This window comes from Campylobacter concisus (genome assembly GCF_015229965.1).
In the GTDB taxonomy this organism is placed as follows: domain Bacteria; phylum Campylobacterota; class Campylobacteria; order Campylobacterales; family Campylobacteraceae; genus Campylobacter_A; species Campylobacter_A concisus_BD.
In genome coordinates, this window is sequence record NZ_JAAKZB010000004.1 from 109,102 (window position 1) to 121,682 (window position 12,581).

14 protein-coding genes are annotated in these 12,581 nt (G+C 39.3%); 10 read left to right on the forward strand and 4 right to left on the reverse strand.

Features of this window, described 5'->3' with window-relative positions; genetic code table 11:
- Positions 1-7 precede the first annotated feature (7 nt).
- The 10 genes from G6W43_RS03155 to G6W43_RS03200 all read left to right on the forward strand — a co-directional run bounded on the left by G6W43_RS03155 (position 8) and on the right by G6W43_RS03200 (position 9,105).
- Complete coding sequence (locus G6W43_RS03155; RefSeq protein WP_103644871.1) at positions 8-1,249, forward strand: M16 family metallopeptidase; 1,242 nt, start codon at positions 8-10, stop codon at positions 1,247-1,249.
- Between the two features lie 26 nt (positions 1,250-1,275).
- On the forward strand, positions 1,276-2,145 hold the full coding sequence (gene dapA, locus G6W43_RS03160; protein ID WP_196779711.1) for a 4-hydroxy-tetrahydrodipicolinate synthase: 870 nt from the start codon (positions 1,276-1,278) through the stop codon (positions 2,143-2,145).
- The gene (locus tag G6W43_RS03165; RefSeq protein WP_194169125.1) at positions 2,145-2,933 is read left to right on the forward strand and encodes an enoyl-ACP reductase; all 789 of its coding nucleotides are present in this window, start codon (positions 2,145-2,147) and stop codon (positions 2,931-2,933) included. Before dapA ends, G6W43_RS03165 begins: the two co-directional genes overlap by 1 nt.
- 31 nt (positions 2,934-2,964) lie before the next feature.
- A complete protein-coding gene (pgsA, locus tag G6W43_RS03170) occupies positions 2,965-3,510 on the forward strand; it encodes a CDP-diacylglycerol--glycerol-3-phosphate 3-phosphatidyltransferase (protein WP_035143555.1) in 546 nt (181 codons plus the stop codon).
- A 23-nt stretch (positions 3,511-3,533) separates the two neighbouring features.
- The gene (locus G6W43_RS03175) at positions 3,534-4,529 is read left to right on the forward strand and encodes an AI-2E family transporter (RefSeq protein ID WP_410369131.1); all 996 of its coding nucleotides are present in this window, start codon (positions 3,534-3,536) and stop codon (positions 4,527-4,529) included.
- A 21-nt stretch (positions 4,530-4,550) separates the two neighbouring features.
- The gene (rseP, locus tag G6W43_RS03180) at positions 4,551-5,660 is read left to right on the forward strand and encodes an RIP metalloprotease RseP (protein WP_194169126.1); all 1,110 of its coding nucleotides are present in this window, start codon (positions 4,551-4,553) and stop codon (positions 5,658-5,660) included.
- A complete protein-coding gene (locus tag G6W43_RS03185; protein ID WP_194169127.1) occupies positions 5,660-6,295 on the forward strand; it encodes a YggS family pyridoxal phosphate-dependent enzyme in 636 nt (211 codons plus the stop codon). The genes rseP and G6W43_RS03185 overlap by 1 nt, the downstream gene beginning before the upstream one ends.
- A 110-nt stretch (positions 6,296-6,405) precedes the next feature.
- Positions 6,406-6,948, forward strand: coding sequence for a tetratricopeptide repeat protein (locus G6W43_RS03190; protein ID WP_194169128.1), 543 nt, complete (start codon positions 6,406-6,408; stop codon positions 6,946-6,948).
- A 104-nt stretch (positions 6,949-7,052) separates the two neighbouring features.
- Positions 7,053-8,153 (forward strand): Cj0814 family flagellar-dependent secreted protein, encoded by a 1,101-nt coding sequence (locus G6W43_RS03195; RefSeq protein ID WP_242039980.1) that lies wholly within the window; start codon positions 7,053-7,055, stop codon positions 8,151-8,153.
- A 115-nt stretch (positions 8,154-8,268) separates the two neighbouring features.
- Complete coding sequence (locus G6W43_RS03200; RefSeq protein WP_194169129.1) at positions 8,269-9,105, forward strand: hypothetical protein; 837 nt, start codon at positions 8,269-8,271, stop codon at positions 9,103-9,105.
- A gap of 81 nt (positions 9,106-9,186) precedes the next feature.
- Here the strand turns inward: G6W43_RS03200 and G6W43_RS03205 are convergent, their stop codons facing one another.
- From G6W43_RS03205 to G6W43_RS03220, 4 genes are all read right to left on the reverse strand, one after another.
- On the reverse strand, positions 9,187-9,978 hold the full coding sequence (locus tag G6W43_RS03205) for a cell surface protein (protein ID WP_194169130.1): 792 nt from the start codon (positions 9,976-9,978) through the stop codon (positions 9,187-9,189).
- A gap of 12 nt (positions 9,979-9,990) precedes the next feature.
- Positions 9,991-11,157, reverse strand: coding sequence for a Cj0814 family flagellar-dependent secreted protein (locus tag G6W43_RS03210; protein ID WP_194169131.1), 1,167 nt, complete (start codon positions 11,155-11,157; stop codon positions 9,991-9,993).
- A 222-nt stretch (positions 11,158-11,379) separates the two neighbouring features.
- Positions 11,380-11,829 carry an SU10 major capsid protein gene (locus G6W43_RS03215; RefSeq protein ID WP_194169132.1) on the reverse strand — a complete coding sequence of 150 codons (450 nt, stop codon included), beginning with the start codon at positions 11,827-11,829 and terminating at the stop codon, positions 11,380-11,382.
- A gap of 132 nt (positions 11,830-11,961) precedes the next feature.
- The gene (locus G6W43_RS03220; RefSeq protein WP_194169133.1) at positions 11,962-12,165 is read right to left on the reverse strand and encodes a hypothetical protein; all 204 of its coding nucleotides are present in this window, start codon (positions 12,163-12,165) and stop codon (positions 11,962-11,964) included.
- Between the last annotated feature and the right edge of the window lie 416 nt (positions 12,166-12,581).

Sequence of the window (12,581 nt, forward strand, 5' to 3'; positions counted from 1 at the left end):
CAAGAGATTGATAAAATTTAATAAATTTAAGCTAGAAAACGGACTTGAAATTTATCACGTGCCAGTAAATCCTGGCTCAAAAGTGATAAGTGTCGATGTCTTTTATAAAGTTGGCTCCAGAAACGAAGTGATGGGCAAAAGCGGCATCGCTCACATGCTAGAGCATCTAAATTTCAAATCAACCAAAAATTTACGCGCTGGGGAGTTTGATGAGATCGTAAAGGGTTTTGGCGGCGTAAATAACGCAAGTACGGGCTTTGACTACACTCACTACTTCATAAAAGCCTCAAATGAAAATTTAGACAAAACGCTTGGTCTTTTTGCTGAGCTTATGAAAAATTTAAGCCTAAAAGATAAAGAATTTCAGCCAGAGCGCGAGGTGGTGCACGAAGAGCGCAGGTGGCGAACAGACAACAACCCCATGGGATACCTCTACTTTAGGCTCTACAACCACGCATTTATCTACCACTCATACCACTGGACGCCAATAGGCTTCATAAAAGATATCGAAAACTGGAAGATCGCTGATATAAAAGAATTTCACGCTACGTATTATCAGCCAAAAAACGCCATTTTGATGATAAGTGGCGACATCAGCAAGGACGAGGCATTTAAGCTGGCTAAGAAAAACTTTAGCAGCATAAAAAATAAAAGAGCCATACCAAAACTACACTGCAAAGAGCCTGAGCAAGACGGCGCAAAAAGAGCTATCATCTACAAAGATAGCCAAACGCAAATGCTAGCTATCGCTTATAAGATCCCAGACTTCAGACATGCTGATCAAGTGGGGCTAAACGCGATAAGCGAGTATTTAGCCACTGGCAAAAGTTCTATCTTGCAGCAACGCTTAGTCGATGAGCTAATGCTTGTAAATCAAATTTATGCTTACAATATGAGCTGCGTTGATGAAAATTTATTTATATTTTTAGCAGTTTGCAACCCAGATGTCGAGGCTAGCGCGGTTGAGGCTGAAATTTTAAAGATCATAGATGATCTAAAAAGAAAGCCAATCGATAAAGATGGTGTTTTAAGAGTTAAAAATTTGATAAAAACTGATTTTATCTACTCATTTGAGAGCGCGAGCAAGGTGGCAAATTTATATGGCTCATACCTTGCTAGAGGCGATATAAAGCCACTTTACGAGCTTGAAAAAAATATAGATAAGATAGATGCCAAGCTTTTAAAAGAGATAGCAAATAGATATTTCAACGAAAAAACTAGCACGACAATAATCTTAAAAAAGGAATAGACGTGAAAAATTCGCTTCAAGGTGCGATGACAGCACTAGTTACGCCATTTAAAAACCAAAAAATAGACGAAGTCAGTTTTGAAAAACTGATAAAAAGGCAGATAAAAAACGGTATAGACGTCGTTGTGCCAGTTGGAACAACAGGCGAGAGTGCGACTTTAACGCATGATGAGCATAGAATTTGTATCGAGATAGCAGTAGATGCATGTAAAGGCACAAATGTCAAGGTGCTAGCTGGAGCTGGCAGCAACGCCACTCACGAGGCCATCGATATCGCTAAATTTGCCCAAGCTCACGGCGCTCACGGCATCCTATCAGTCGCTCCTTACTACAACAAACCAACGCAAGAAGGGCTCTACGAGCACTACAAGGCTATAGCAAACAGCATAGAAATTCCAGTGCTTCTTTACAACGTCCCAGGCAGGGTTGGCGTAGATATCTTGCCAGCGACCGTTTTTAGACTTTTTAAAGATTGTAAAAATATTTTTGGCATCAAAGAAGCAACAGGCAGCATCGATAGATGTGTCGATCTGCTAGCTCACGAGCCTGATTTAGTGGTTATTAGCGGTGAAGATGCGATAAACTACCCTATCCTATCATACGGTGGCAAGGGCGTCATCTCTGTCACTGCAAACCTCTTACCAGATCAAATTTCACAGCTCACGCACCTTGCGATGAATGAAGAGTACAAAAAAGCAAAACTGATAAATGACAACCTCTATACGATAAACAAAACGCTCTTTTGCGAAAGCAACCCGATACCGATCAAAGCGGCGATGTATCTAGCTGGACTGATCGACACTTTGGAGTACCGCTTGCCACTTTGCAAACCGAGCAAAGAAAATTTCAAAAAGATCGAAGAAGTTATTAAAAATTACGAAATAAAGGGATTTTAATGAAGGACACACTAAACGAATTTAAAGGTAAAACGCTAGTCATCAGTGGCGGCACTAGAGGCATCGGCAGAGCCATAGTCGAAGAATTTGCAAAAGCTGGCGTAAATATCGCTTTTACTTATAACTCAAACGAGGAGCTTGCAAAGGAGCAGGCAAAAGAGCTTGAGACTACCTACAAGATAAAAGCCAGAGCCTACGCGCTAAATATCCTTGAGCCAGAGACTTATAAGGAGCTATTTTTAAAGATAGATGAGGAGTTTGACAGGGTTGATTTTTTCATCTCAAATGCTATCATCTCGGGTCGTGCAGTGGCTGGCGGATACACTAAATTTATGAAGCTAAAACCAAGAGGTATAAATAATATCTTCACAGCAACTGTAAATGCCTTTGTCGTGGGCGCACAAGAGGCTGCAAAACGCATGGAAAAAGTGGGTGGCGGCAGTATCATTAGCCTAAGCTCAACTGGAAATTTAGTCTATATCGAAAACTATGCAGGTCACGGCACAGCAAAAGCAGCCGTTGAGGCGATGGCAAGATACGCTGCAACCGAGCTTGGTGATAAAAATATCCGCGTAAACGTCGTAAGCGGTGGCCCTATCGAGACAGACGCGTTAAGAGCCTTTACCAACTACGAAGAGGTGCGCGATATGACGGCAAAGCTTAGCCCGCTAAATCGCATGGGACAGCCGACCGACCTAGCTGGAGCATGTCTATTTTTATGCTCATCTAAGGCTAGCTGGGTGACTGGACATACATTTATAATAGATGGTGGCACGACTTTTAAATGAGAGTAAAATTTCTAAGCATAAAGGCATATTTGTGAGCTTAAATTTACCAAATTCACTGGCATTTTTTAGGATATTGCTAGCTCCGCTTATGTTTTTTATGCTCGTAAATGCGCCAGAAATTTTTACGCAAATTCATATAAGCTGGATAAACTACTTCGCAGCTCTTATCTTTGTGATCGCCTCAGTGACTGACTTTTTTGACGGCTACATCGCTAGAAGCTGGGATCAAAAGACCAAGCTTGGCGCTATACTTGACCCACTAGCTGATAAGATGCTAATTCTTGCTGCATTTTTAGGCCTTATGATGCTTGGCAGAGCGAGTGCCTGGGCTGTTTATCTTATCTTGGTAAGAGAGTTTTTCATAACTGGCTTTCGTGTCGTGATGGCAAGTGACGGCGTAGAGGTTGCTGCTTCGATGGCTGGCAAGGTTAAAACCGTTTCGCAGATGTTTGCGGTTGGATTTTTACTAATGAGCTGGCCTGGTGGCGAGCTTTTGTTATGGATAGCTGTTGCGCTTACGCTTTATTCTGGGTTTGAATACATCTTTGCCTACGTAAAAGCGATGAAAAAGAGTTAAATTTGAGAACCGGAAACGCTATAATCTATCTAGCTAGCTTCGTCGTGGTCGCGGCGGGACTAAAGACTGCTAGCGTCGTCGTGCTACCGTTTTTGATGGCGGTTTTTATCGCTATCGTGGCGACGCCTGCGATAAATGCGCTCGAAAAGCTCAAATTTCCGCGCGTTTTAGCCTTCGCGCTAATTACGGCGGTGGTGTTTTTGTCGCTGGGATTTATCGCAAACACCGTGATAAAGACGATAAACGGGCTAGTTAGCTACATGCCAGAGCTTCAGAGCAAATTTAAAGCCCTCGCCGATCATTACCACCAGATGCTAGCGAGCCGCGGCCTAATCGATCCCGAGAGCATCGCCGCGCCCGCAGACTTTGATATAAATAAAATTTTTGCCGTGCTGGGCGGATTTTTAAGGAGCGGCACCGAGCTCGTTTCAAAGAGCTTTTTCGTCTTTTTGCTCGTTACTTTTATGCTTTTTGAAGTGCAGGTATTTTCTCAAAAAGTCGAGTATTTTGCGAGCAAAAATCCGCAAACGAACCAGATCGTAGATACGTTTATATCAAATCTCAAGCGCTATCTCGCGATCAAGTCCGCAGCGTCGTTTGCGACGGGCGTTTTTATATTTATCGGGCTAAATTTCATCGGCGTGCCCTACGCGCCGCTTTGGGGTATTTTAGCTTTCGTGCTAAATTTTATCCCGACGATCGGCTCTATTATCGCGGCCGTCCCGGCGCTTTTGGTGGCGCTTTTGCTAAACGACGCAGCCTCTTGTGCTTGGACTGCGGCACTATATCTAGCCGTAAATACCGTCATCGGCAACTTTATCGAGCCGAAATTTCTAGGCAAAGGCCTTGGTATAAGCACGCTTGTGGTGCTTTTGAGCCTACTTTTTTGGGGATTTTTGTTCGGCATCGGCGGTATGTTTTTAGCAGTACCGCTTACCATGAGCCTAAAGATCGCGCTTGACGCAAACCCGAGCACGAAATTTATCGCTGTTTTGCTCAGCGATAAACTAGAGCGGTAAAATCAAATTTAAAGGTAAGTTTTGAAAGGCATTCTCTTCACGCTAGCCCTGCTTTGCCTTGGGCTTTATGCGTATTCGTTTTATTTTTTAGTGACCGTTTTAGCCATTAGTTTTCTCATATTTTTCCACGAGCTTGGCCACTTTTTAGCAGCAAGAATGCTCGGCGTCAAAGTAAATACCTTTAGCATCGGCTTTGGCGAGAAAATTTACACCAAAAATGTTGGCGGCACCGACTACTGCCTAAGCGCGATCCCGCTTGGCGGATACGTGCAGCTAAAAGGGCAAGACGACACCGACCCAAAAGCCAAAAACTACGACGCGGACAGCTACAACGTGCTAAGCCCGATAAAGCGGATCTACATCCTCTTTGCAGGGCCATTTTTTAACTTTATCTTGGCATTTTTCATATACATTTTGCTTGGATTTATCGGCGTTGAGAGGCTTGCTCCAAGTGTCGGTCACATAGCTGAGGGCTCGGCAGCTGAGAGCGCTGGCATAGCAATAAACGATAAAATTTTAGAGATAAATGGCGTAAAAATAAACGAGTGGGACGAGATCAGCAAAAACGTAAAGCTTGAACCTAGCGTCATTTTGATAGACCGCAACGGCTCGTCACTAACTATAAATTTAACACCAAAGATAGGTGAGACGATAAATCCTTTTAATGAAAAGATCCAGCGACCATTGATCGGAATTTATCCAAATGGCGAAGTGGTGAAAATTTATCACACAGGTTTAGAGAGCCTAAAATTTGCCTTTGGCGAGACGATCGAGGCTTCAAAGCTCATCTTTAAAAGCTTTGAAAAGCTAGTCGTTGGAGCTGTGCCACTAAAAGAGGTGGGAGGCATCGTGCAGATCGCCGATGTCACATCAAAGGCCGCTAAGATCAGCCTTAGTGTGCTCTTAACCATCGTAGCGCTCATCTCTGTGAATTTAGGCGTGCTAAACCTCTTTCCGATCCCAGCGCTTGATGGTGGGCATATTTTATTTCACATTTATGAACTAATTTTTAGACGCGAGGTAAATGAGCGGGTGCTTGCCCTACTCACCTACTGCGGCTGGGCGCTACTGCTTGGCATAATGGTGCTCGCAACCTTTAACGACATTATGAGATTAAGCGGAGGTTTATAATGATAGTTTTAAAAGAGCTGCTTGAAAAGATCGAAAATTTAAGCAAAGACGTGACACTAATAGCCGTTAGCAAAAATGTGACATGCAATGAAGTAAGGGAGCTTTACGAACAAGGGCAGAGAAATTTTGGCGAAAATAGAGTCCAAGAGCTAGCCAAAAAAGAGCTAGAGCTGCAAGATTTCACTGACATCAAATGGCATATGATAGGGCGCCTGCAAAACAATAAAATCAATCAAATGATAAGCCTAAAACCAGTGCTTTGGCAAAGCTGTGATAGCTTCGAAAGAGCCCTAGAGGTCGATAAAAGGCTTAGCTACAAGCTAGACACCCTTCTTCAGATAAACTCGGCCGATGAAGATACAAAGCAAGGTGTGAGCGTCGCAAATGCAGCTGAAATTTATGAACGCATCCAAAGCGAGTGCAAAAATATAAATTTAAAAGGTGTGATGAGCATCGGAGCGCATGTGGATGAGCCAAAAGAGGTTCAAAAGAGCTTTGAGCTAACATATAAAATTTATGAGAGCCTAAAGCCAAAAGGCGCAACTATCTGCTCGATGGGCATGAGTAGTGATTACGAGCTGGCGATAAAATGTGGCTCAAATATGATCCGCCTTGGGACGATGCTATATCTATAAATTTGTCCCTCTTGGGGCAAATTTACCTTTCTACTCCTTTTTAAATTTTAATCTAAGTTATATAATTTTATAATGCGATTAAATAAATTTTTAACGATAAAGGAGTAACTGTGTTTAAAAATTTTATTCTAACTGTTGTTGCGATCTTGTTTATCTCGGGTTGCGGTAGAGCTGAAAAGATAGCTAGGATCGAGCAAAAATGCGCAAATAATGAAGTTGCATATTGTTTGAAATTAGGCAAAATTTACAGCAGACGAGATGTAAATAAGGGTACAATGTACTATCAAAAAGCTTGCGATCTAGGCGATAAAAGGGGTTGCTATAGACTTGCGGTTTTACTAAACTCAAAATCAATCAACTCAAAAAAAGACAATGAAACGATCGTAAAATCACTAACTAAATCATGCGATCTTGGCACGCCAAAAGCTTGCTTTGAGCTTGGCGAATACTACGAAGATGACCCAAAAATGCAAAGCAAAGCAAATGAGCTATTTGCAAAATCATGCGAGCAAAGATTTGGTCTTGCTTGTTATAAGTTAGCTGACTTTTACGGCGAGAAAAACGATGCAGCCACTCAAAAAAGCTACCTAGAGCTAGCGTGCAAATACCGCTATAAAGTAGCTTGCGAAGAAGTAGCCGAAGACAAAAAATAAATAACATTTTTTGTGGGGAGGGCATATCTTCCCCGTACTCTTTTAATATCAAATTTGCTGGAACACCTTTTGCTTTAAATTACAAAAGAAGCTAGGAGGCAACCATGAATGATATTAGCATCTTAAACACAAATGTAAATTCATACACTAAGCAACAGCACAAACAAGATAGATCTACAAATTTTAGTGATCTTATAAAGCAAAATGTCAAAGAAAAGATTAGCAAGCCAAGCCAAGAGCCAGCTAAATTTACTTATACTACTTCTTCACAAAATAGCCTCATCTCTTTAAATTTTAATGATCTTCAAGCTTATGGCTACACAGTGGATAAGGCAGGCTTTATGGGAGCTGATTTTAACAAAGCAGCCAGCTTGCCACAAGATTTTAAAATCCACAAAAGCACACTTGATGAGCTTAGTAGGTTTGCCGAGCGAAACCATGTGCTAAACCGCATCAAGAGCAAGGACGAGCAGATAAAGATCTTTGATAATATCGATATGGCTGACACCATAAAGCACTACTACAGACTATTTGACCAAATGACGTCTGCTTTAGGCGATGATAAAAATAGCTACACCCTTGCAGATATAGGCAAACTGCCAAAAGGCTACAGCACAAAAGGCACTCGCTATGATGCCAAAGGACACTTGCTAAAAGATCTATCAAACTCTACTATCTCAAACATCTACTCTAGCAGCGATGAGCTAAATAGCGCTAAATCTCTTAGCAAAGAGCTTTCAAGTGCAGGCGTTAGGCTCATAGTAAAAGAGGTTGATTTTACGATGAGCGAAGCAGGCGATGAGTTTAGCTTCAACCCTGATATCTCTTTTTATAAGTCAGATGAAGGTTACAGCAAAGAGACTCTTTTTATGGGATTTTTGCGCAGCTCTAGACCACTACCAAGTGATAGTGCAAAGACTAAGCTAAGTAGCGCTGCCTTAAATGATATCTCAAGCACTGGAGAGCATAAAGAGTACTTTGTGGATTTTGAAAAAGTGGGTAAGGATATTGAGAGCATAAAAGCGCTCATAAAAGAAAGACTAAAAGAGCTAACCCTTTTAATGTATGCAAGATCAAAGAACACTAGCGCAGAAAGTGTTACCTCAAACGAATATGAGAAATTTAAGCCAACTAGCGAGGATATAAATTCTATAGCAAATTCTTGGAACAAGAGGATAAGCTCTATCAGCAAGACTTTTGTGTAGAGATAAGTCATATATAAACTAAATTGTTGAAAGGTCGATTTAAACCAAAGAAAAACCTTACTCAAATAAATTTTGAAAATCGTTGAGTAATTTAAAACTTACTAAGGATAGTAAAATGCAAATTTCTAGCTCGCCTTATCCTTATCTGTCTAGAGAGCACATAGCTAGTGAGATGGGGTTTAAATTTAACGATATAAACGAGATCCTTGATAATAATATGGGATATGGCATGAGCTTTCCTAAATACGCAAGGCTTGATAGAAAGGCTCAAGCTGCGGCTTATGATAGACACATATATCCACTATCTGGCTTTACAAAAGGCGATGAAGCAAAAGTCACTATCATAGGAAAGCTCAGAGGCTATGATCCTGACTTTACAAGCGAGCAGCTATCAGATCTTAAAAATTTCATAAATGAAAGCAAGGGTTTGTTTGTAGAGTATATACAAGGTCAGCAAGCAAAACCAGACAATGATAAGCCAAAGCTTTTAAGAGATACCCCATACACTGTAAATGAATTTTTAAATGAATATCGTGGCAATCGCCAGCTGCTATTTATGCAAAACTCAAGGACTATTGATCTGCTTGATAGCGATATGAGCGTTGATGAGTTTAAAGAGGAGTGGGCTAAATATGCACTAAAAGAGCGGTTTAATATAACTTTATCTGGCGAAGATGCTAAAAACGCTGTCAATATACTAAAAGAGATGAATGAAAAAGGTCTTCAGGATATAGAGAGCGTTGAAGAAGAAAAAGACGACACCAAAGAGAAGAAATTTACTCCCATTCAAGCTGAAAGCAAAAACACTGAAACTTATGATATTACTAAGGATGAGAAATTTTCATATTTACTCAAGCTTCAAGAACTTGAGAGAGAACGTGGTATCGATGTGCTTCGTATCATGCAAAAACTTGAAGAAAATGGTAAAAAGGTTGTCGATAAAAAGGTTTAAATTTATCTTTGTATTTAGCGCAAGCCGCCACTAAGTCATCCTATGGCAAGATAGAGGATGATCCTAGCTCTGCTTTATCCATCAAGCCATCTTATTTAAAATTTGCTTCTTGTCTATCTTTTGCATAAGCTCTAAGACGTCTATACCTCTTTTTTCTTTAAAATTTAAAAGCTCTCTTGCATAGATAAATTTCTGATCCTTGTTTATATCATAGGTCTCATACTTCTTTTTAACCTGCATAGGTTTAAATTTCTTCTCACTTTGCTCTTTGGCAAAATTTGCATTGTATTCTTGTTCTTCTTTGATTATCTGCTTTCTTTGTTCTTCAACATCCTTTGTAGCTTTCTCTCTTGCTTTGGCAAATAATGTTTTAAATTCATCTATGCTTAGGTCGGTTCTATCTAAAAGACTAAGCGACTCCTTGTTTTCATTTGGATAAAGAGAAGACATGCTATCCATAAAAGCTCTTAGGTCAGCCTCCTCTTCTTTTGTGCCAAGACCTATTAGTTTGCCCATCATGGTTGGCTTGCCATCAACAGAGTTTTCCTTTAATATATCAGAATACATTATAAGGACTTGATCTTTTGCTTCTTCTAAAGTTTTTGGCTGTTTCATCGACATGGCGTTGCGATCTTGTTCGGTATTGTAACGCTTAGAAAGCATATTATCTATTTTGCTTATCGTTTTTGCAACCCAATTATCTTCATTTTCGTCTATGTCAATAATCTCTTTTATGCTCTTTCCAACTGGACCATACCATAAAGCTTCTATTTTGGCCTTTTCATCATCTTTGGTATCTTTAGGGATATTTTCTTTTTGGATAGTGTTATCTTGTATTGGTGTATTGCTAAGTCCGTTTATACTAGTTATCATTTTAACTCCCCCTTACGCCTTTATATCAACATCTCTTTTTATACCAAGCATATCTACTAGGTATTTTCCAGCTGGGCTTTCATTTAGCTCTTTTACTAAATTTAAAGGTGGCATGCTAAATTTCAAAAAGCTATCCATAAAGTCTTTGCTCTTTTTACCATCTTTGTCTATCTCACCAAAGAGTAGCTTTAGCATTTTTAGATTATGCTCCATCATCTTTTTAAATGAGAGTTCGTCTTCTTCATCTGAATACTTACCGACAAACCCAGTCGTTAGATCTACATAGACAAGGTCTCTTTTATACTTAACATACTCTTGCATATATTCAGGCATGCCAGCTAGATCAGAGTCGCTTGCCTTGTTGAAATTTGCTCCAAATTTCATCTCACCCATAAGCTCAAATAGCTCAAATGCCCTACTAAATTCTTTACTATCTATGCTCTTATCAAAGCCTTGCTTCTTTCCAAAAACAGTAGTTTCACCTTCTTTGACGTCAAGGTTACTATTTATAACGGCTGCTAAAAGTCCGCCTTTGGTTATAGAGCCATCTTTATTAGTGTATCTTTCGCCGTGTGGATCGATAAAAACACCACTTCCCACGCTCTCCTTGCCGCCATTGTTGTTGTTAAAGATATCTGTTGTTGGCTTTAGTGGTTGCCTGCCATCTCCGCCATTAAAGCTTGGGTTGAAAAAGAGCGTGCTTATCATCTGCTTGTTTGACTCTTTGTAGTTAAAGCTAGAAGCAGCTGCATCAAAGTCATGAATGGAGTTATGTATCTTGGTTACTTGCATACTTTGGCGATTATACTCAAAGCCTTGAGGGAAATTTCTTATCTCATCTAAGCTAAAGCTATCTTTTGAATTTAGCGTGTCTTCGCCAACTACTTGTGAGAGTATTTTATAAGCATTGCCAGCAGTCTTTGCTATATCTATGCTTTTAAAGGTGCGACTAAAAAATGAAGTTCCCTCTGCAACATTGACTAACGACTCCAGCGTGCTTGAGTGAATTTTATAGTCACTTGGGATGCCAGCTTGCTTATTAAACTCATCTGTAAAGTAGCCATCCTTATCTACCTTGTAGCCTAAAACCTCAGAGCTCGTTTGTTTAGTGGCAACTTTGGTTGATACCTTTATGTTCTGCTCTAAATTTAAGGGGTAGCTACCAAGTGCGTTTATCATCTAGTATCCTTTTAGCTTCATACCAAAGATATCGTCTTTTTTGTGAAAAGATTTATTTAGCAAAGGCTTTTTAGTCTGCATAAATTTACTCCTAAACTCTCGTATCTACCTTTTTATAAAGCCTATCTTTGCTAGATAGTTCCTTAAATTTGAGGTCGTTTTCAAGGTAGGTGATGTTGTAAATTTCTTTGGTTGTGATGCTTTTGCCGTTTTCAAGTCCGATCAGAAATTTACTAGTAAATTTATCAGAGAGGTTTTCACATCAGCATCACGTCCAAGACCAAAGATAGCATACTCCATATCTAGCTTATGCTCTTTTGCTCTTTTAGCTGTCTCGCGCTCTAGCTCTTTACCGCCGTAAGTAGCCACTGCTTGCATACTTCTTGACACACTCACGTTTGAAGTAAAAATTTGCACTGCGTTTGAAGTCTTTTGCACGCTTGATTTTATCTGATCGTCAAAGTCAGAAATCTCTAGCTGTGCATTTTTCTTTGGGGCAGCTAAGCTATCAGTTAGAGAGGAGTGCTCTATACCTTTAACACTTGAAGTGCCAATAAGTTTTAGTATAGGCGTCTCGTCAGCACCTATTAAGATTATGTTTTCATAGACTGAGGGCTTTAAGCCTTCACGTTTTGTAGCTGGGGCTTGAAACCCAGTTGTAGTTATTGCCATTTCTTTGTTCCTTTTTATGCAATTTAATGGCAATTTATCATTAAGGGCTGTGTCAAATCTACCCAATTTTGAGAAAATAAGAGTAATTTTTTGTTTTTTTGAAAAAGAGAGTAAGCCCTAAAGATAGGGCTTTTAATTATTATCTGAGTTTTTAGTAGATGTATAGCTATTTTTAGTTACTTGACTAATTTTATTTTTAGTTAGCCTATTTACTGCCTTAGCTTTTACTCCGTCGCTTACATCTTGGTTTAATAGCACTTTCTTAACTAAACCTACTTTATCCTCGCTTGTGTCTATTGCATCAAGTAGCTTAAGCTTTGGGTTCTCAAACTTCATAGCTCATTTTAAAAAAATAAAAACATTGTTAAAATTTTAAAAAATTTATATCAAATTTTTTAAAGACATATACATTGGAGCTTTAATCTAAAAATTTTAATCATCGTAACTCTTTTTATAGTTCTACTTTAGCCATGCTTTTATTTTTTAGAAAAACCCATAAGTCAAATTTAGTCCAAAAGATCTAAAAAAAAGAATAATTTAAAAAGACAAATAAACCTAATAACATAAAAACAAACACAAAAGCCTTACTACATTTAATCAATAAAGCCTAATTAAAAAAATAGAAAATTTAATATTTTATACTTAAACAGAAATAAACACTAATAAAAACTAGGATCAAATAATATAAGAATTAAAGCAGATAAAAACAAAGCCCGCAACGACCTACTTTTCCAACATCCCAGTAAGGGAGA